We start from the raw sequence: 22,483 nt of genomic DNA on the forward strand, positions 1-22,483 counted from the left end.
ATCAAACCATTGTGACAGCATAAAGTTGGTCAGCATTTTCACCAATGAAAACAAGCCTTCAATCGGAACTGGCAACAGCTCACAATTGAGGGCTTGTTTGTTTGCAATATTCCTCCTATTCATAGCAGCTGCCGTGATCCTTCTTGGTGTCACCGTTGTCGGGGCCTTGATCCCCACCGTCGTCTCCGCCAACGTACCGCTTGTTTTCAAAACCGGCAAAGTCGTTCTGAAGGCACAGACGGTACTCAATCAAATCATGCCGTCGCTGGTTCCGGTGGCGTTGGTTGCTTTAAGTTACTGGCTGCTTGGCAAGAAAAAGATGAATTCAACACGCCTCATTGTTCTGGTGTTGATTCTCGGCATTGTTTTAGGTGCTTTTGGGATTATTGGAAAGTCTTAAATTCTCGAATATTAGCCGGAAATCATCAATTTATAAAAACGATTCTACGCATTTTGCACGATTAGCCAAAATGCGTAGAATCGTTTTTTATGTGTCAATGTCAATTTTCCTAACAATGAACACTCTTGTTTTTATAGTTAACTAATAATATGATGAGCTTTTAAAATAATTAGGCTGCTACATTATTAACAATTGTAGCTTTGATTAACCAAAGATACCAATGTGTTTCTGTATAGTACTATTTTAGATCGTTTATGATGCAAATTACTTTACCCAAAAGAACGAAACATGATACTCTTCTTGTGAGAAAGTGAATAGATGAACATTGTCCCTCGCTTTAAACAAGGAGAAGAAAAATGGAAAGAAAAGTACACTATAAAAGCTACAAGAGCGGCAAGTTTTGGGTTGCCGCCCTCATTTCAGTGTCGCTCGGAACGGTTGGGGTTATCACCATTCCACAGATTTTTGAGGCCGTACCGGTCTATGCGGATGCCAGCCCGACTGACGTCACCGCCACGGTTGATCCTAATGACTTCTTAAATTATTTCAAATTAGGTGGATCTACAGGAGCGGGTAAACAGCCAGCAATTCCCTATCCAGCCGGGCAACAAGGTTATCAGGTTCAGCTTACCGCTGATGCCCAAGGACAAGCGGGAAACGTTGCCTTAAAAACAAAAATCGATATGACGCAAAGTTTCACGCTTACGGGTCGGCTTTATCTTGGCAAAAACGCTAGCGGTGGCGATGGCGTTGCTTTTGGCTTTGCCGATGCCAATCCTGGTGATATCGGTCAACCAGGTAATGCGTTCGGTATTGGCGGATTGCCGAGAGCGTTTGGGGTTAAATTCGACGAATATTACAACGGCGGTGGCGACAAATATGCTGCAGCAGATTTGGACCCAGGTGACTACCCTCAAATGCGAGTGGTTCATACGGGTCCAGGTGACAATCCAACACAGGTCGTGGGAGTCAAAGGTGCAAAAGGAGTGTTCTACAACAACATCCCCGCGCCAAATGGACAACATGTAGACCTGGTGATCACCTATGATGGCCAAACTAAACAGATGACCGTGAAGTATGGCACCGTGGGAATTACTTTCGATGCAGGCCCGTATATTAAAAACGAACAATTAGCCATGTTTCTCACTGGCTCAACTGGTGGCGTCACTAACCAGCATTTGTTCGATTTTCTAAAGTTCACATACACCCCAGGACTAAAAGCAGTTCAAGCCGATCTTAAAAACAGATTGCTTACTGAAGCAAACACTCAAAAAGCAGCAGTTAACGCTGATCCAACGTTAACAACTGACGATCGTAAGAGTCAAACAGACAAAATTGATGTCGCTCTCAAAACAGGGCAAGACGCGATCGACGCCGCAGCCACGACGCCTGACGCGATTAACGCCTTTGATACCAATAAGCCAAAAATTATCGCGGTACACACGCCCGGCCAACCGCTAGCAGATCGAAAAGCGGATAGAAAGGCCAAATTGCAGGCTGAGCACGACAAAATCGTAAAAGACATCAACAGTGATCCAACCCTGACCGCTGCGGAAAAGACTCAGCAAATCACTAATGCTGATACAGCGCTAAGCAACGCCAACACAAAAGTTGATGCTGCTACTGATGCGGATAATGTTGACTTAGCATTTTCGAATGGAAAAGCTGCGATTGATGCCGCCCATAAGCCAGGTGCTACTCTTGACGCACAAAGAACCGCAAAAAAGGCAGCACTAGATACTGAGGCAGCCACGATTAAGCAAGCCATTCAAGACGACGCCACCCTAACCTCAGCCGAAAAGAAAACCCAGTCAGACGCCGTTGATAAAGCCTTAACCGATGCCAAATCCGCCATCGACAATGCCACAACAGCTGACACGATCAACGCCGCTGCGGATACTGGTTTAGCCAATATTAGAAATGCCCACCAATCGGGTCCGTCCTTGGCTGACCAGCGCACCATCCAAAAGCAGGCGTTAAAAGCTAAACACGATCAGGTTGTCAATGACATTACCCTAGATCCAACATTGACGGCCGCCGAGAAGAAAACGCAAATCACTAATGCGGATCAGGCACTCACCGATGGCAATGCTGCCATTGACACTGCCGCCACAGCTGATGCGATCAACCAGGCAGCGACTGTTAGCCAAGCAAACATCGACAATGCGCATAAAGTCGGAAAACCGCTCGAGGATCAGAAAAACGCGCAGAGACAACGGCTGAACAATGAAGCCACTGCGGTTAAGAAAAAGATTCAAGATGATGTCACGCTGACAACCGCGGAAAAGACCCAACAAACCGCTAACGTTGATAAAGCACTGACAGACGGTTTAAACGCCGTCAATAACGCGACCACCGCTGACGGCATCATTGCAGCCGGCGATGACGGAATTGCTGCCATTGATAAGGTCTATCAAACCGGCACACCCCTTGATGACCAAAAAACCGCCAAGAAGACGGCGATTGATAACGCGGCCGCCATTGCCAAGAAAGCCATTCAAGACGATCCAACTTTAACAACGGCTGAAAAGAAGCTGCAAACTGATGCGGTCGACAAAGCTGTCACAGACGGTAAAAAGGCTATCGACGCCGCTACCAATGCGGATGACGTCAACAAAGCTGCTAATACGGCGATTGCCACGATCAATCAGGCCCATCAGCCGGGTAAATCCATCGACGACCAAAAAGACGCCAAGAAAAAGGCTATTGATAAAGCTGCTACCGACACCAAAAAAGCCATTCAAGACGACCCAACCTTAACGACGGCTGAAAAGCAACAGCAAAGTGATGCCGTTGATAAAGCTGCTGACGCCGGTAAGAAGGCTGTCGACGCCGCTACCAACGCGGATGACATCAATACGGCTGGTGACACCGCCATCACCGATATCGGCAAAATCCACCAGCCTGGGAAATCCATCAATGAACAAAAGGACGCCAAGAAAACAGAGCTTGACAATGAAGCGGCCAAAATCAAAACCGCAATTCAAGGCGACCCGACTTTGACCACCGATGAAAAGAACAAGCAACTTGACGCAGTTGACAAGGCACTTGAAGCCGGTAAGAAAGCAATTGATGCCGCCACTAACGCCGATGACATCAATACGGCTGCTGACACTGCTAAAACCAACATTGACAATGCCCATCAACCTGGCACTTCAATTGACGACCAGAAAAAGGCACAGAAAGAAGCACTCGCAAAAGAAGCTACGACTGTCAAAGAGGCCATTCAAAATGACCCGACTTTGACGACGGCCGAAAAGCAACAGCAGACCGATAACGTCGATAAAGCGCTAAAAGACGCCGAAGCTGCCATTGATAATGCCACGACCGCTGACGAAATCAACACCGCCACGGCCACTGGCAAAACCAACATCGACAACGCCCACAAGCCTGGCACCTCGCTTGACGACCAAAAGGTTGATCAAAAGAAGAAACTCGAGGACGAAGCTGCTGCAGTCAAAAAAGCTATTCAGGATGACCCAACGCTAACGACTGCCGAAAAACAACAGCAGACAGCGAACGTTGACAAGGCGTTAAAGGATGCCGAAGATGCGATTGACGCCGCAACAAACGCGGATGGCGTCAATCAGGCATTTTCTGATGGTAAAGCCAAGATTGACGCGGCACATCAGCCCGGTCAAACGCTCGATGACCAAAAAGCTACTCAAAAGAAAGCACTTGAAGACGAAGCAGCGACAGTCAAAAAAGCGATTCAAGATGATCCAACCCTGACAACGGCCGAGAAGCAGCAACAGACCGACAATGTCGACAAGGCGTTAAAGGATGCAAAAGACGCAATTGACGCCGCCAAAGATGCCGACAGCATCAACCAGGCCTTTTCCGATGGTAAGCAAACTATCGACGCGGCGCACCAACCCGGCAAAACGCTCGATGATCAAAAAGCTGCCCAAAAGAAGGCTCTCGAAGACGAAGCTGCCGCCGTTAAAAAGGCCATTCAAGACGACCCAACGCTGACAACCACCGAGAAGCAGCAACAAACTGCCGATGTCGACCAAGCGTTGAAAGACGGGACAGCGGCCATTACCAATGCCACGAACGCCGATGAAGTCAACCAGGCTTTCAATACTGGCAAGACGAACATCGACAACGCTCATCAGCCTAGCACCTCAGTCGATGACCAAAAGGCCAATCAAAAGAAGGCGCTGGACGACATTGCGGCCACAGTCAAGAAAGCTATTCAAGACGACCCAACCTTAACGACGGCTGAGAAGCAGCAACAAACCACCAACGTTGACAAAGCACTCAAAGATGCTAAAGACGCGATTGATGCGGCCAAAGATGCCGACAGCATCAACCAGGCATTTTCAGATGGCAAGACAAACATCGAAAACGCCCATCAGCCCGGGCAAACACTCGATGACCAAAAGAATAATCAAAAGAAGGCCCTCGATGACGAAGCTACCAAGATTAAACAAGCCATTCAAGACGACCCAACTCTGACGACTGCTGAGAAAAACCAGCAAATTGCCGAGGTCGATAAAGCGGTCAAGGAGGGCAAAGCCGCGATTGACGCCGGAACCAACGCTGACGAGATCAACAAGGCATTCACGGATGCCAAGAATAACGTTGACCAAGCCCACAAACCTGGCAAGGCTGTCGATGATCAAAAGGATGCCCAGAAGAAGCTGCTTGATGATGAAGCAACCAAAGTCAAGCAAGCCATCCAAGATGATCCAACTTTGACGACTGCCGAGAAGCAGCAGCAAACCGATAATGTCGACAAGGCACTGAAGGATGGCAAAGCGGCCATTGATGCGGCCAAGAATGCTGACGAAATCAATCAAGCCTTTGACACCGGCAAGACCAACATCGACAACGCTCATCAACCAGGCGCAAGTATCGATGATCAAAAGGCCGCCCAGAAGAAGTCACTGGCCGATGAAGCTGCCAAGGTTAAAAAAGAAATTCAAGACGACCCTACCCTCACCACCGCTGAAAAGCAGCAGCAAAGCGAAAATGTCGATAAAGCACTGAAAGATGGTGAAGCTGCCATTGACGCGGCCAAGAATGCTGACGAAATCAACCAGGCTTTTGATACCGGCAAAGTGAACATCGACAACGCCCACCAACCGGGTACCAATCTCGATGATCAAAAGGCCGCCCAGAAGAAGTCACTGGCCGATGAAGCCGCCAAGGTTAAACAAGAAATCCAAGACGATCCGACCCTAACCACGGCGGAGAAAAACCAGCAAACTGCCAATGTTGACCAAGCGCTCAAAGATGGCGAAGCTGCTATTGATGCCGCTAAAAACGCCGATGAAGTCAATGACGCCTTCAACACGGGTAAAATCAACATCGATAATGCCCATCAACCAGGCAAAACGATTGATGAACAGCAAACCCTTCAGAAGAAGTCGTTGAACGATGAGGCCGCCAAGGTGACCCAGGAAATTCAAAACGACCCAACCTTGACAACTGCTGAAAAGCAAAAGCAGATACAAGATGTTGCTGACGCTCTCAAAGCCGGCGAAGCTGCCATCGATGCAGCCACCACCGCCGATGAAGTCAACCAAGCCTTTGACACCGGCAAAATCAACATTGACAATGCTCACAAGCCAGGCACAGCAGTCAATGACCAAAAAGAAGCCCAAAAGAAGTCACTTGCTGAAGAAGCTGCCAAAGTTAAACAAGAGATTCAAGATGATCCAACCTTAACCACGGCGGAAAAGAATCAGCAAACTGCCAACGTTGACCAAGCGTTCAAAAATGGTGAAGCCGCCATTGACGCCGCTACCAATGCCGATGACATCAACAAAGCGTTCGACATCGGCAAAATCAACATTGACAACGCTCATCAACCGGGCAAATCTATCGATGATCAGAAGAATGCCCAAAAGAAGCTGCTGGATGAGGAAGCTGCCAAAGTGAAGCAGGACATTCAAAATGATCCGACGCTGACTGCCGTGGAGAAACAGCAACAAAGAGAAAACGTCGACAAGGCGCTCAAAGACGGCAACGCAGCGATCGACGCCGCTACCAATGCTGATGACATCAACGAGGCGTTTGACACCGGCAAAACCAACATCGACAACGCCCATCAACCGGGCACGAGTCTCGATGGCCAAAAAGAAGCCCAAAAGAAATCACTGGCCGATGAAGCCGCTAAAGTGAAGCAGGACATCCAAAATGACCCTACGCTCACCACCGCGGAGAAACAACATCAGTCAGAAAATGTTGATAAAGCCTTCAAAGATGGCGAAGCGGCGATTGATGCGGCGACGAACGCCGATGACATCAACAAAGCGTTTGACACTGGCAAGATCAACATCGACAGCGCCCATCAGCCAGGCACCGCTATCAACGATCAACAAGCCGCCCGGAAGAAGGCACTCGATGAGGAAGCTGCCAAAGTGAAACAAGCGATCCTTGACGACCCGACCCTAACAACGGCCGAAAAACAGCAACAAACCGCCGATGTTGACCAGGCGCTCAAGGACGGCAAGGCAGCCATTGATGCAGCGACGAACGCTGATGACATCAACAAAGCGTTTGATACCGGCAAAATCAACATCGACAACGCTCATCAACCAGGCAAAACGATCGATGAACAAAAAGCCGCGCAGAAGCAGTCACTTAATGAAGAAGCCGCTAAAGTTAAGCAGGACATTCAAAATGACCCAACCCTGACCGCCGCGGAAAAGAAACAGCAAACCGAAAACGTCGACAAGGCGCTCAAAGATGGCACTGCTGCCATTGATGCCGCCACCAATGCCGATGAAGCCAACCAAGCGTTTGCTACCGGCAAGATCAACATCGACAAGGCGCACCAACCGGGCAAAACGCTTGACGATCAAAAGGCCGCCCAGAAACAATCCCTAGCCGATGAAGCTGCCAAAGTCAAAAAGCAAATCCAAGCTGATCCAACCCTGACGACAGCTGAAAAGCAGCAACAGTCAGAAAATGTTGACAAAGCACTGGTAGACGGCCAAAAGGCAATCGACCAAGCTCAGGATGCCGATAGCGTCAACACGGCATTTGCAACCGGCAAAGTCAATATCGATGCCCAGCATCAACCTGGCAAATCATTGGCAGACCAGCGCTTGGCAGCAGCCGCCGAAATTGACAAAGAAGTGGCCAAAGTCAAACAGCAAATCGACAACGATCCGCTGCTGACTGATACACAGAAGGACGAGCAAAAAGCCAACGTGGATCGCGAAGCAGCACTGGCGAAGGAGGCGCTGGCGCAAGCGATTGATGCGGATGCTCTAAATGCCGCACTTGCTGAGGGTATCAAGAAAATCGATGCCCAGTACGTACCAGGCACAGCCCCAGCCCCCGATCCAACACCAGGGCCGATAACGGTTGATCCACGCCCGACGCCGACACAGCCACTATCAACCATGCAAGCGCCAACCTCCCCATTGCCGCGAACCGGCGACAAACCAGCGACCGGCTTAGCTGCTCTAGGTGCGTTCATCCTAAGCATGTTCGGCTTTGCGCTAACGGGCAAAAAACGCAAACGTTTCTAAAGGTATTCCTAAAGGTAATATCGAACCACCTGAAAGCCCTCCATAAGTAACCCAACAAGCCCCCTGATCGAAATGCCATAACGGCGCTCGACCAGAGGGCTTGTTTCATTCCAAGTTACTGCTTCTGTCATTCGACAAACGGCGATTTGATAACGTACGAAAGATGCTTCACGTACTGGCTATTATATTGCATGCCCGCAAATTTTCGTCAACTGCTCTGAAAATCTTGACTTATTTATTATCGACATTCTCTTGGTTATTTTTATGGCAACGCGGTTAATCAGTATTCGATTATAGTTATTCATTATTGTCATTTATGGCATGTATTGTGAAAGTTTTCGAATATATTAGTTTTGTCAAATAAGCTGTTCGAAAATTAGCACATAATATAGTTTCCTAAATATACTACTTAATAATATTTTATATTATAAAGTGCTTCCATATAAAAATAATATGTGCTATTCTACTTGTATAAAAACAGACAGCAACGCATTATCACAATTTTAATGAGGGGTAGAAAAAATGGAAAGTAAAGTGCACTATAAGCGCTACAAGAGCGGGAAATTCTGGGTGACCGCTTTGATTTCGATTTCACTCGGAACGTTTGGAGTTATCACCATTCCGCAAATTTTTGAAGCTGTACCGGTGTATGCGGATACCACACCGACTGATATTACCGCTACTGTTAAACCTGATGAGTTCTTGAACTTTTTCCAATTGGGAGGAGGAACGGATCCAAGCCAAGGCTCTGCCGTTCACTATCCATCAGGTGAATTAGGTTTTCAGGTTCAGTTAACCCCTGACGTACCAGGCCAAATAGGGACGGCCGCGTTAAAGACGAAAATTGATATGAATAAAAGTTTTAAATTTCAAGGCAGGCTTTTCCTTGGAACTAAAGCTAACGCGGCAGATGGCGTTGCATTCGGCTTTGCTGATGAAGATCCGGGTAAAACTGGTAAGGCCGGGAACACATTTGGCATCGGCACATTAAAGAATGCATTTGGGGTCAAGTTTGACGAGTATTACAATGGCCAGGAAGACCCCGGTTCTTATTTCAAAGACCCAGGTGTTGAAACCGACTATCCTCAGATGCGCGTTATTCAAACAGTAGGCCCACTGGGTAAAGTTAAAAGCATCGAAGGAGCAGAAGGCGAGTTTTATCAAAAACTCGAGGATCCAAAGGGCCAATATCTACCATTGCTCGTCGATTACAATGGCGATTCTAAGCGGTTGACGGTTGCTTATGGCAACAAATCAATTTCATTTGATGCTAAGCCGTATATTCAAAACGATCAACTATCCATGTTTATTATTGGTTCAACTGGCGATCAATCCAATCAGCATCTGTTCGACTTTGAATCATTCACGTACACTCCTGGACTGGATGCGGTTAAAGCTGATTTGAAAAACCGATTAGCAACTGAAGCAGATACTCAAAAAGCAGCTGTGAATAGCGACCCGACGCTAACGACTCCGGAACGTCAAAAGCAAGTCACCGACATTAACACCGCTCTCAAAACAGGCCAGGATGCAATTGATGCTGCAACCACAACGCCTGATGCCGTCCACGCTTTTGATACCAATAAGCCACTCATTATTGCGATTCACCAGTCTGGGCTACCACTAGATCAACGAAAAGCAAATAAAAAGGCGGAGCTGAAAACAGAACACGATAACATCATCACCGCGATCAACAACGATCCGACGCTGACTTCCGACCAGAAGAACCAGCAGCGGGGTAATGCTGATACGGCTCTTACCAATGGCAATACAGCGATTGACGGTGCGACTGATGCGGATAAAGTTGACCAAGCATTTTTAAATGGGAAAAAAGCGATTGACGACGCTCATCAACCCGGCGCCACGCTTGATGAGCAAAAAACCGCAAAAAAGCAGGCATTAGAAGACGCGGCAACAAAAGTTAAACAAGACATTCAGAACGATACAACCTTAACGACTGACGAGAAGAAGGCTCAAACCGATAACGTTGACACAGCCTTGACCGCTGGCAGAGACGCGATTAATAAGGCCGATACCGCCGACGCCATCAATACCGCTGCCGAAACTGGCTTAGCCAATATTCAAAAAGCCCATCAACCTGGCCTTTCCTTGGATGAGCAGAAAAAGGCTCAAAAGAAAGCCTTGAAGGACAAATACGATCAAGTTGTTAACGATATTAATAATGATCCCACTTTGACGACCGCACAGAAAAAACCACAAATCAAAAATGCCACTGATGCGTTTAATCAAGGTAACCAAGATATTGATAACGCCGCCACAGCTGATGCGATCAGCCAGGCATCCACAACCAGTCAAGCCAACATCGACAACGCCCATCAAGCCGGCAAACCACTTGAGGATCAGAAAAACGCCCAACGAAAACGGCTGACGGATGAAGCTACTGCGGTTAAGAAAAAGATTCAAGACGATGTCACGCTGACAAAAGCGCAAAAGGCCACGCAAACTACCGCAGTTGATCAGGCCTTGACAGATGGCTTAAAAAATATCAATGACGCTAAAACCGCTGATGACATTAACACCGCTGCTGACGCTGGTATCACTGATATTGATAAGGCCTATCAAACTGGCACTCCGCTTGATGCCCAAAAAGCCGCCATGAAAACGGCTATTGACAATGCGGCGACTAAAGCTAAAAAAGACATTCAAGATGACCCAACCTTAACAAACGCCGAAAAGCAACAGCAAATTGATGCGGTTGATAAGGCTGCCACGGTTGGCAAAGATGCTATCGATGCCGCAACCAGTGCCGATGACATCAAAACTGCCACTGATGACGCGATTACCAACATCAATAAAGCACATCAGCCCGGCAAATCGCTTGATGACCAAAAAGAGAATAAGAAAGCGGCCATTGACAATGCTGCAACCGATGCAAAAAAAGCCATTCAAGACGACCCAACTTTAACAACTGCTGAAAAACAGCAGCAAAGTGATGCAGTTGATAAAGCTGCCGAAAACGGCAAAACAGCTATTGACGGCGCAACCAATGCTGACGCCATCAACACTGCCGCAGACACCGCGATCACCGCCATCGGTAAGATCCATCAGCCCGGCAAACTGCTTGATGAGCAAAAGGACGCCAAGAAAACGGAACTTGACAATGAAGCCACCAAAGTTAAAAAGGATATTCAAGGCGATCCGACGCTGACCACTGCCGAGAAAAAGCAACAAACCGATGACGTCGACAAGGCGCTGAAGGATGGCAAAGCTGCCATTGACGCTGCCAAAGATGCGGACAGCATCAACCAGGCATTTTCAGACGGCAAAACGAATATCGACAATGCCTATCAGCCGGGCCGAACGCTTGACGAGCAAAAGAAGGATCAAAAGAAAGCCCTCGAAGAAGAAGGCGAGAAAGTCAAACAAGCGATTAAAGATGACCCAACGTTGACAACAGCTGAGAAAAACCAGCAAATTGCTGAGGTGGATAAAGCAGTCAAAGATGGCGGCGCTGCGATTGACGCCGGAACCAACACCGACGAGGTTAACAAAGCGTTCACAGATGCTAAGCAAAACGTTGACCAAGCTCACAAATCCGGCACGGACATCAATGACCAAAAGGACGCTAAGAAGAAGCTACTCGATGAAGAAGCGGTTAAAGTCAAACAAGCGATCCAAGACGATCCGACCTTGACCACTGCTGAGAAGAAGCAACAAACTGAAAATGCTGATAAAGCGCTCAAAGATGGTAAGGCCGCCATTGACGCCGCCAAGAATGCGGACGAAATCAATCAAGCTTTCGACACCGGCAAGGCCAATATCGACAATGCGCATCAACCGGGTGCAAGTATCGATGATCAAAAAGCTGCGCAGAAGAAGTCACTGATCGATGAAGCTACCAAGGTTAAACAAGAAATTCAAGATGACCCTACCCTAACCACTGCTGAAAAGCAGCAGCAAAGCGAAAACGTTGATCAAGCGCTGAAAGATGGTGAAGCGGCTATTGACGCGGCGACCAATCCTGACGACATCAACCAGGCTTTTGATACCGGCAAAGTGAACATTGACAACGCCCACAAACCGGGCACCAGTCTCGATGATCAAAAAGCCGCTCAAAAGAAGTCACTGGTCGATGAAGCCGCCAAAGTTAAAAAGGATATTCAAGACGACCCTACCCTAACTACAGCGGAAAAGGACCAGCAAGCCGCCAATGTTGATCAAGCACTTAAAGACGGCGAGGCCGCCATTGACGCCGCGACCAATGCCGATGACATCAACAAAGCGTTCGAAACTGGCAAAGTGAACATCGACAACGCCCACCAACCGGGCAAATCCATTGACGATCAAAAGAATGCCCAAAAGAAGCTTCTGGATGAAGAAGCAGCCAAAGTTAACCAGGACATTCAAAACGATTCAACCTTGACCGCCGAAGAAAAAAAGCAACAGACAGAAAATGTCGACAAGGCCCTCAAGGACGGCAACGCTGCGATTGACGCTGCCACGAATGCCGACGACATCAACAAGGCTTTTGTGACCGGCAAAACCAACATCGACAACGCCCATCAACCAGGCACTAGTCTCGATGATCAAAAAGCCGCCCAAAAGAAGTCACTGGCCGATGAAGCTGCTAAAGTGAAGCAGGACATCCAAGATGATCCAACGCTAATGACTGCCGAGAAGCAACAACAGTCCGAAAATGTCGACAAGGCGTTCAAGGACGGTGAAGCAGCCATTGACGCCGCTAAGAACACTGATGAAATCAACCAGGCGTTTGACACCGGGAAAGCAAATATCGACAAGGCTCATCAACCGGGCACCGCGATTGACGATCAGCAAACCGCTCGCAAGAAAGCACTCGATGAAGAAGCCGCCAAAGTTAAAAAAGACATTCAAGATGACCCAACACTCACAACCGCGGAAAAGACGCAACAAAGTGCCGATGTTGACAAGGCACTAACGGACGGCAAGGCAGCCATTGACGCCGCCAAAACCGCCGACGACATTAACAAGGCCTTTGACACTGGTAAAACCAACATCGACAACGCTCATCAGCCGGGCAAACTGATTGATGACCAAAAAACCGCACAGAAAAAGTCACTTGACGAAGAAGCCGCCAAAGTTAAGCAGGACATCCAAAATGACCCAACGCTGACGACAACCGAAAAGCAGCAACAAGCCGATAACGTTGACAAAGCGCGCCAAGATGGCCAAGCTGCCATTGATGCCGCTACAAATGTCGATGATATCAACCAGGCGTTTGAAACCGGCAAGATCAACATTGACAATGCTCACCAACCCGGCAAATCGCTCGATGATCAAAAAGCCGCCCAGAAGAAGTCACTTGATGAGGAAGCGGCCAAAGTTAAAAAGGATATCCAAGGCGATCCGACGCTAACCACCGCTGAAAAGCAGCAGCAAAGTGAAAACGTTGACAAGGCACGCAAAGATGGACAAGCCGCCATTGATGCTGCGACCAATGCTGACGACATCAACCATGCTTTTGAAACCGGCAAAGTGAACATCGATAACGCCCATCAACCGGGCAAAACGCTCGATGAGCAAAAAACCGTCCAAAAGAAATCACTGGATGAAGAAGCGGCCAAAGTTAAGCAGGACATCCAAAATGACCCAACACTGACGACGACCGAAAAACAACAGGCCGAAAACGTTGACAAGGCGCACAAAGACGGCCAGGCCGCCATTGACGCTGCCACGACCCCCGATGAAGTTAACCAGGCTTTTGCAACCGGCAAAGCTAACATTGACGCCCAGCACCAACCTGGCAAATCGTTAGCCGATCAACGCTCGACTGCCACTACCAAAATTGACAAAGAAGCGGCTAAAGTCAAACAGCAAATCGACAACGACCCCCTGCTGACCGATACGGAAAAAGCCAATCAAAAGGCTAAGGCGGATCACGAAGCAACACTAGCTAAAGAAGCCCTAGCAAAAGCTATTGATGCCGACGCCTTAAATGCCGCACTCGCTGACGGTATCAAGAAAATCGACGCCCAGTACGTGCCAGGCACAGCCAAAACACCAACTCCTGATCCAGCAACAAAACCGCTGACCGTTGATCCGCGATCGACAACAACGCGGCCACTGTCAACCACGCTAACGCCAACCTCCTCATTACCGCGAACCGGTGATAAACCAGCGACCGGCTTAGCTGCCTTGGGTGCGTTCATCCTAAGCATGTTTGGCTTTGCGCTGACAGGTAAAAAACGCAAACGTTCTTAAGTAAAGTCAGCAACCTGAAAATCCTCCAAAAGTAACGCAACAAGCCCCCTGATCGAGATGCCGTAACGGCGCTCGACCAGAGGGCTTGTTTCATTCCGATGTACCATTTAAATCATTCGACAAACGGCGCTTTAGAAACGTACGAAAGATGCTTCACGTACTGGCCTTTGTGTTGAATGGCAGCATATTGCTGCGTGGCATCATAGCCTTTGACATGCTTCAACGTATAAGAAAGCTTTTGACCCGTTTTCGAGTAAATCTTAACGTCCTGATAGGTCTGGGTCTTTAAAGGAACTTTGGCAAAGCTTGTTTCTTCGCTGATAAACGGATTGATTCGATCCGTCCATTCATTGTGAATCGAAAGCAGCGCTACCACACTGATCACAATAAGTGCGCCGACGACGAGCAGCATTTTCTTCGTACGCGCCATGATTCATTGCCCCCCCTTTTCCAATCAATAACCATCACAAAATACCACCATGTCAGTAAACTTGGTTCAGTTTCTTCATGCTCAAATATTATGATGACAGATTGATATTTGCAATTTTTTTGACCCGTTACTTGCATATGTGAAAATGCGAGGGAAGCGGCTAGCTTAAAATGTTCTTTTGATAATCTCAGTCTGTTGCCTCTCAGGCTATCACCCGTCCACCTGCGCAAGCTTACCTGCCATCACCTGCTGCAGTTGCTCGAGCGCCGTCATCACGACATCCGCATTCTCACCCAAAGCATCTCGCAAAAAAGCATCGTTTTGTTCAAAGTACGCACGAATATGCGCCGCATCGTGTTCCGCTTTAGGGGTAAGCTGAATCGCTTTATACCGAGCGTCCTCTTTTGAAGGCGTTCGAACGATCAGTGCTTTGCGCTCCATAAGCTGTAACAGTGCCGTCGCCGATGACTTTTGAATATTGAATTCCCGCTCAACATCGGTTTGGTAAAGGCTGCGGTGCGAACCGTTGCGCGCCAGAAAATCGATGATGCTCATCTGCACCTGCGTCAACCCCATTTGCTTGGCCTCGCGATCTGCGTATCGTTGTAGGTCATTATTCAGTTTCTTGAGCAAGATACCTATCGAATCTGTCATCATATCCTCCATTATCTGAATTACTGCTGGTCCAGAACCAGTCATCTGTCCGAATAACTTGCTTTCAGAAAAATAAGTCGCTATAGTAACATATAGTTCTATATAGAACTATACACAACGGAGGTTTTTATGACAAGAAAAGTATCAGCTAAATTGTATCTCTCGATTCTCGCCACTGGCCTCATGGCGTTTTGCGGTGTCTTAATCGAAACCGCCATGAATGTCACTTTTCCGACTTTGATGAAACAATTCCAGGTCAATACGGGCACGATTCAATGGCTAACCACTGGATATTTGTTAGTCGTGTCAATCATCGTCCCTATCTCCGGATTCTTAAAACGCCGCTTCACCACCAAGCAGCTTTTCTTAACCGCAACAGCTTTTTTCATCCTCGGTTTAGCCATTTGTAGTGTTGCAAATGATTTTGCGCTTTTACTGATTGGTCGGCTGATTCAAGGCTGCGGCACCGGGATTGCCTTACCTTTAATGTTCAACATTATTCTGGAGCAGGCACCGCTGGATAAAATCGGGTTTTTGATGGGCATTGGCACGTTGGTAACGGCCATTGCGCCAGCACTCGGGCCAACTTATGGCGGGGTTTTAGTGGATTTAAATTGGCATCTAATCTTTATTTTCCTGCTAGTCGTCATGGTGATTGCCTTGTTTCTCGGGCTGTTTTCGATTACGCAAGTCACCAAACCGGTCCATGTTCATTTGGACTTCATCGCTTGGCTCTTGATCGCGATCTTCTTTGCCGGTGCTATCTTAGGCCTTAATCGCATCGAAAACGCGCCCGGGCAAGCAGCGATTTACGGCGTCGTTGCCATCTTAGGCCTCATCGGTTACACCTTGCGTTCCTTGCATGTCAAAGAACCCTTAATCAATCTACGCCTTTTGACCAACGCCTCGTTTGATTGGCACGTTATCACGTTTCTTATCATTCAGATCGTGAACGTCGGCTTTGCGTTTGTGTTGCCTAACTACCTGCAATTAGTCAACCACACAAGTTCATTAATCGCCGGACTGCTCCTGCTTCCCGGCGCGGCATTAGGAGCTTTAATGGCGCCAATGAGTGGTAAATTATATGACAATTTGGGGCCGGCCAAGCCGATTTTTATTGGCCTAGCTTTGCAGCTGGTTGGGATTCTGCTTTTGTTAGTCACTGCCTTGACAGCCACGCCGGTCATGTTAATGCTTGGTTATGCAGCTGTCATGTTAGGGACCGGCTTTGCCATGGGTAATATCATGACCAGCGGCCAAGCGCAGCTAACCAAAGCCGAAACAACAGATGGCAATGCGATTTTCAACACCTTGCAGCAATTTGCCGCTGCCTTGGGAACCGCATGCGTCTCTTTGATTGTTGCCTTGGCGCAGGTGCCTAAGACCACGGCACACACAACCGCGGTTGGCGCGTTACACGCCTTTTGGTTCTTATTAATCCTGGCAATCATCGGTGATCTTGCGATTGCGATCGGTTTAAAAACCAGACATGCCCAAACCCAGGCCGCAAGTCACGATGCTTAATCGTCATAGCGGCTAATCTCGAAAGCTAAAGAAAGCTGAGATGAAAAGTCTCCCTGTCGAAAGTGAACAGGTGTGACTTTTTATCTCAGCTTTTTCTTTTGCTATCATTCGCTGACACTTGGTTGCATAAATCCTGGCTTTAGGCTTCGGCTTTACCCGCCTTCACGTCTTCCAGCGACAGCCCGAGTTGTTCAGCAATGCGACTACCATATTCGGGATCGGCTTGGTAGAAATTATGCGCAGCAAGGACGCGGACTTCCTGGCTCGTCACCTGCTTGAGGTTATTGACAATCGTTGTGACTAGGCGGGTGCGCTCGTCTTCACTCATGACGCGATACAAGCGGCCGGCTGCCGAGAAGTTATCTTCGTCGTAAGGTTTATAGTTGCCGATTTTGCCATTGACAGCATCTTGATGGATTCGAGCGCTGTGGTCTTCTTCAGGGCCGCCATGTGAATTAGGCTCGTAGTTAACCGACCGATCCTGTTTGGCAGCCATGAACCCATCACGCGCATAATTGTGCACCGGATTCAACGGCCGATTGACCGGCAGTTGCTCGTAATTGGCGCCGAGTCGATAGCGCTCCGCATCCTTGTACCCAAACAATCGCCCTTGCAGCAACTTATCCGGAGATGCTTCAATCCCAGGAACAAAATTGGCCGGTGAAAAAGCTGCTTCTTCGACATCGGTAAAATAGTTTTCCGGGTTTTCATTCAGGGTAAACTCACCGACTTCAATCAGCGGATAGTCGTGGTGAGAAACCACTTTGGTGACATCAAAAATATCGTACTTATAATCCAAACCTTCCTGATACGGCAGAATCTGGACATAGACCGTCCACTTGGGGAAGTTGCCAGTTTCAATGGCACTAAACAAATCATTTTGCAGATAATCAGTATCGGTTCCGGCTATTTTGGCAGCTACTTCATCGGTCATATTCTGGACGCCTTGTTGGCTGATGAAGTGATACTTAACCCAGTAAGCCTCGCCTTGTGCGTTAACCCACTTAAAGGTGTGGCTGCCATAACCGTTCATGGTGCGATAGCTCGCGGGATTGCCACGGTCGCCCATCAGATAAGTCACTTGATGGGTGCTTTCCGGTGAGTGCGCCCAGAAATCCCACTGCATGTTGTTATCGCGCCGATGCGTGCGCGGATCACGTTTTTGCGAATGAATAAAATCAGGAAACTTCAACGGATCATTGACGAAAAAGACCGGCGTGTTGTTGCCGACGATATCATAATTACCGGCTTGCGTGTAAAACTTCAGCGCAAAACCGCGAACATCGCGAATCGTGTCGGGATACCCGCTTTCACCGGCAACCTGCGAGAACCGCAATAAAACCGGCGTCTCTTTGCCAACGCCATTAAACAGGTCCGCCTTTGTGTACGCCTTCATGTCATGCGTCAACTTGAACACACCTTTGGCACCTGCGCCTTTCGCATGCACAACACGTTCCGGAATGCGTTCTCGGTTAAAATGGGCCAGTTTCTCCAACAATTGATAATCCTGCAACAACACCGGCCCACGTTCGCCAGCGGTCAAACTATGATTATTATCCGCCCACGCCTGACCTTCGCCTGTGGTTAGTTTATCTGTCATGATGAAATTCCCTCCTGAGCGTGAACCGGCGCGCTTAGAAGTCGGAGTGTAAGCGGCCTTGATCGCAGACTTCTGCGCCGGTGAACGCGTTAATGTGAGCGTGAACCAGCCCGGTTAGAAACCGGATGGACGCCATTATTCAGTTATTAGGTTGTGCACAACCATTGTTATTCAATGATAAGGATTATTCAAGCAAACGGCTCGCTTGGCAGGCATTTTCACGCGCCTTTAAACCAACACCTCAACACCCGCTTTTTCCAAACTCGTCGCCAGTGGTTGATCCGGTCGCGCGTCCGAGACGACGGCTTCCAGCTCATCTTCGTGGCACAGGCGGTAATAGCTTTTAACGTTGTATTTTGAGTGATCGCACAACAAAATCGTTTTCTCCGCATGTTGCATCATGGCGCGCTTCACGCTGGACTGCTCCTGACTGGACATGAAAACGCCATCGTTGGTTAAGCCGACACAGGACATAAAGAACAGGTTCGCCCGAAAATTATTGAGAAACCCAATTGCATCATCCCCGATAATCGAACCCGCGCCGTTGCGCAATCGGCCACCAGTGACAAAGGTCTTGATGCTCGGCAACCCATCAAGTTCAACCGCAATCCGCAACCCATTGGTAATCACGATGACATGGTTTAGTTTGGCAAGGAATGGTGCCAAAAAGGACGCTGTTGAGCTTGAATCAATGAAAATAGCCTGATTATCCCCGAGAAATACACTCGCCGTGGCGGCAATTCGATGCTTCTCCGGCGCTCGCTCCTGTCCCCGAAACAGATACGGTAATTCTAGATTGTCTGCTTTCACCAATTCAACATAACCAAAACTACGATGCACCTTGTCCAATCGCTCTAAAGTCATTAAATCCCGGCGCAATGTGGAATTGCTGACAAATAACGTTTTCTCCAAATCCGTCGTGCTGACCACTTTTTTATGCTCCAGAATCGTCATGATCCGATTGAGCCTTTCATTTTTAAACACAATATCGTCCCCCTATTCACCCTTAAACAGTTTAAAGGGCTGAGAAAGCGGTTGCAAGAAATGACGCTTTGTGGCGAATTATGAAGCTTCTTCGACGCGTTTCCCGCGCTTTAGCCAGAATGTTCGCCAAGCGCCGCTACGACAGCGTTTTCAACTATAATGACGGTAATCAATCATGGAAGGAAGTTATTCAAAATGGAAATGATGTTTCAGGCGGAACGTGACGATCTTGCCCACACAGTCAGAGTCATGTTCGATCGCAAAGATACCAACGTCGCAGGCGGCAACATGTCGGTCAAGGTTTTTGACGAACAGGAACATCCCTACATCCTCATGACGCCGACGTTTATGTCCGAAACTTACTACTCCGAACTACATCCGGCGCAGATTCTGGTCATCGATGCCGAGACCGGTCAAAAAATCGATGGTGTCGGCGACGTGACCCGCGAAGTCAACATGCATGAGAAAGCCTACAACGCACATCCGGGCATTCGCTGCGTCTATCACTCGCACGCAGAAGAGTCCATGTTCTGGGCCACTGCCGGACTTGATATGCCCAACGTCACCGAAGCCACCCGCGAGCTAGGCCGCATCCGCGTGCTACCATTTGCCCCAGCAACATCCATGGAACTCGCCAACACTGTCTACACGGCGTTGAAAGAAATCGGCGACAAGGCAATGGAAAATGTCTTCCTATTAGACAGCCACGGCATCCTCATCACCAGCACCGACCTGCATATTGCGGCACGCATCATGGAAACCTTGGAATGGAACGCCCGCATCGCCTATCAACAAGCTATCTTCATCAAATTGGGCTTACTCGACGACTACCACTCCTGCGGCCAAAATTATCAAAAACCCTACAAAGAAGTCCCACCCATCGCCGTCCCCGGCATCCCAATCAAAGCCAAGCAAGTCCCACTACCCAAAAATCCCCAACGCCCAGCCAGCGAAATGCAGCCAGGCGAAGTCACGCCAGCCAGCACCGTCAAATAGGCGATGATTCAGCCCCACTGCCGCTTCATCCCAGTTGTATCAAAAGACAACTAGGACGAAGCGGCTTTTTTAATTCAGCGGCAACGGCTCAATTGTGCTAAGCCGCAAAAAGACCGAACACTCCCATTGGGAAATGTTCGGCTATTTTGATTATCAAAAGTTTCACTTGCTAATTCAATACGCTAGAAAGCCTACCAGTGCCAAGGCGAAGCGATCGGAGGCCAGAGGGGGCTCAGCTGTGAAGTTGGTCTTAAACGGGCGATTTTCCCGTTTTAGACCAAGGCCGAGCTTTGAGACTCTGCGGTTTTTGCAGAGGCTCAAAGTCGTGCCCACAGCGTTCCAGCCCCCTCTGGCCGGAGATCGCGAAGTTTGGCACGACAACCAATCCACAGCCTACACTTTTAGTCTCACTATGAAATGACACCCTTTTTCAAAATCAAATTTCCGTACAATGCCTGCTCACCAGTCTGAACAATGGCGAAGCACTGCTTGGAATGATCGTAAAAGTCAAACCGCTCCAGCGACTTCAGGTGAAAGTCCGGAAATGCCTTGGCGAGCTCAGCGCGATAGTCGTGCCAGATCAGCGGCTCACCTTCCGGAACATTCTTGTCACCCGGCACAACCGCTTGAACCACCGCCTGATAATCCGCATACGGATCCAGCGGCATCAGCGTCAAAATGCCTTGCAACAACGTCGGAATCGTCAGCCCATCAGCCCGAATCACCCGCGCATTATTCGTTCGCGCCGGATAATTAGCATCCGCCAACAAAATCTCGTCGCCATGCCCCATCTCCATCAGCGCCTCAACCAGCGCCGGTGACAATTGTTTTGGAATATGCTTCAGCATCACTTCACCCTCTCACGCATGCTTCGTTTCCCAATAATGTTCGATATCTTCCAGTGTCCGCCCCTTGGTCTCCAAGACGTTCCGGTGAATATAAACCACCGCCAGCACCGACAACGCCGCAAAAATGTAAAAGACGTTAATCCCTAACGCTTCCAGCATCATCGGGAAAACCAAGGAGAGAAGGCCATTAAACAGATACTGCGTAAACGTAATGACGCCCATCCCCAATGCCCGCGCTTTTAATGGAAGAATCTCCGGTACATATGACCAAAAGACCGGTCCTAATCCAAACCCGAAAGCAAAGACATATACGAAGATCGCAATGATCGCAATCGTGGCATCGTTGGACCACAGACACAGCACGATAGCAGGCGGCACTTGACCGGCGAGACTGATTTCCAGTAACTTTTTCCGCCCCAACCGATCAATAAACGGCAGCGACATCAAGGTTGAAATCACCAAAGCGCTACCGACTGCAAAATCGGCAATGATACTGGCATTGGCCATCCCTAAGTTGTGGAAAATCTCAGGGGCATAATACACCGCAGCGTTGATACCGGTAAACACCTGAAAAAAGGTCAAGGTAAACAGCAACAACATCGCCGGTCTAAAGGCGCCAAACAGCTCACGCATCCCGGCCTCTTGGGACTTCAAGCTATCTTGAATATCCTGAATTTCCGATTCCACTTCATCGTCAGTGGCACGAACCCGTTTTAAAACCTTACGTGCCTTGTCAACTTTCTGATCACGAATCAACCAACGCGGACTTTGCGGCGACAACATCATGCCAATCGCAAAAACCGCTGCCGGCACTGCCCCGAGCCCCAGCGTCCACCGCCAACTATCAGTCGGCAGGTTATAGGCACCAACGGCATAAGCCGCCAGAATCCCGACGTTGACACTCAATTGGTAAAGCGACGACATTAACCCGCGAATATGCGCTGGCGCCAATTCAGAAAGATAGATCAGGCCATACATATTGGCGATCCCCGCCGCAACCCCGAGGACAAAGCGGGCAATCATCAGCATCAACGTATCTGTTGATAACGCGCTGAAAATACTGCCGGCGATGAAAATGATGCCGCCGAGGACCAAAACATTGCGTCGTTCAATTTTCTTTTCCATCGCGGTAAAAACAACGATCGACGGCAACGCGCCGAACAGCAGAAACGAAACAACTAGGCCTTTTTCTGCTGAATTTAAGCCGAATGCGGTGGTAATCGACGGCAAGGCCAGCGAAATGGCGCCTGAATCGTAGCCATATAACAGCCCGGCAAAACCGCCCAGAATGGCGAACAGATACACAATCGGTTTTGTTGCCGGTTTGGTGACAGGTTGCTTCGATGTCGTCCCCAT

The 22,483-nt window shown here is 48.7% G+C and carries 10 protein-coding genes and 1 pseudogene; 5 read left to right on the forward strand and 6 right to left on the reverse strand.

Going from position 1 to position 22,483, the window contains the following annotated elements:
- Positions 1-121: 121 nt before the first annotated feature.
- The 3 genes and pseudogenes from LHUE1_RS03760 to LHUE1_RS03770 all read left to right on the forward strand — a co-directional run.
- Positions 122-400, forward strand: a pseudogene (locus LHUE1_RS03760) (PTS system mannose/fructose/sorbose family transporter subunit IID); the annotation flags it as partial.
- Positions 401-756: 356 nt separating this feature from the next.
- On the forward strand, positions 757-7,890 hold the full coding sequence (locus LHUE1_RS03765; protein WP_277848272.1) for a DUF1542 domain-containing protein: 7,134 nt from the start codon (positions 757-759) through the stop codon (positions 7,888-7,890).
- A 522-nt stretch (positions 7,891-8,412) separates the two neighbouring features.
- Entirely contained in the window at positions 8,413-14,091 is a 5,679-nt protein-coding gene (locus tag LHUE1_RS03770) for a DUF1542 domain-containing protein (protein ID WP_277848273.1), read from the forward strand.
- A gap of 112 nt (positions 14,092-14,203) precedes the next feature.
- On the opposite strand, the gene LHUE1_RS03775 is transcribed toward LHUE1_RS03770, so the two are convergent.
- The gene (locus LHUE1_RS03775) at positions 14,204-14,521 is read right to left on the reverse strand and encodes a YxeA family protein (RefSeq protein ID WP_049171774.1); all 318 of its coding nucleotides are present in this window, start codon (positions 14,519-14,521) and stop codon (positions 14,204-14,206) included.
- Positions 14,522-14,731: 210 nt separating this feature from the next.
- Positions 14,732-15,175 carry a MarR family winged helix-turn-helix transcriptional regulator gene (locus LHUE1_RS03780; RefSeq protein ID WP_049171776.1) on the reverse strand — a complete coding sequence of 148 codons (444 nt, stop codon included), beginning with the start codon at positions 15,173-15,175 and terminating at the stop codon, positions 14,732-14,734.
- A 129-nt stretch (positions 15,176-15,304) separates the two neighbouring features.
- Here LHUE1_RS03780 and LHUE1_RS03785 point away from each other — a divergent pair, with 129 nt between their 5' ends.
- Entirely contained in the window at positions 15,305-16,699 is a 1,395-nt protein-coding gene (locus tag LHUE1_RS03785; protein WP_049171779.1) for an MFS transporter, read from the forward strand.
- A 139-nt stretch (positions 16,700-16,838) separates the two neighbouring features.
- Here LHUE1_RS03785 and LHUE1_RS03790 read toward each other — a convergent pair whose 3' ends face one another.
- Both LHUE1_RS03790 and LHUE1_RS03795 read right to left on the reverse strand, forming a co-directional pair.
- Entirely contained in the window at positions 16,839-18,299 is a 1,461-nt protein-coding gene (locus LHUE1_RS03790; RefSeq protein ID WP_049171780.1) for a catalase, read from the reverse strand.
- 228 nt (positions 18,300-18,527) lie between these two features.
- Positions 18,528-19,283 carry a DeoR/GlpR family DNA-binding transcription regulator gene (locus tag LHUE1_RS03795; RefSeq protein WP_010490856.1) on the reverse strand — a complete coding sequence of 252 codons (756 nt, stop codon included), beginning with the start codon at positions 19,281-19,283 and terminating at the stop codon, positions 18,528-18,530.
- A gap of 195 nt (positions 19,284-19,478) precedes the next feature.
- Here LHUE1_RS03795 and LHUE1_RS03800 point away from each other — a divergent pair, with 195 nt between their 5' ends.
- A complete protein-coding gene (locus LHUE1_RS03800) occupies positions 19,479-20,279 on the forward strand; it encodes a class II aldolase/adducin family protein (RefSeq protein WP_049171782.1) in 801 nt (266 codons plus the stop codon).
- A gap of 410 nt (positions 20,280-20,689) precedes the next feature.
- On the opposite strand, the gene LHUE1_RS03805 is transcribed toward LHUE1_RS03800, so the two are convergent.
- Both LHUE1_RS03805 and LHUE1_RS03810 read right to left on the reverse strand, forming a co-directional pair.
- Positions 20,690-21,127: an RbsD/FucU family protein gene (locus tag LHUE1_RS03805; RefSeq protein ID WP_049171785.1), complete on the reverse strand. Its 438-nt coding sequence runs from the start codon at positions 21,125-21,127 to the stop codon at positions 20,690-20,692.
- 12 nt (positions 21,128-21,139) lie between these two features.
- On the reverse strand, positions 21,140-22,483 hold the full coding sequence (locus tag LHUE1_RS03810; RefSeq protein ID WP_217774474.1) for a sugar porter family MFS transporter: 1,344 nt from the start codon (positions 22,481-22,483) through the stop codon (positions 21,140-21,142).

The sequence above is a fragment of the Lacticaseibacillus huelsenbergensis genome (genome assembly GCF_029726355.1).
In the GTDB taxonomy this organism is placed as follows: Bacteria; Bacillota; Bacilli; order Lactobacillales; family Lactobacillaceae; genus Lacticaseibacillus; species Lacticaseibacillus casei.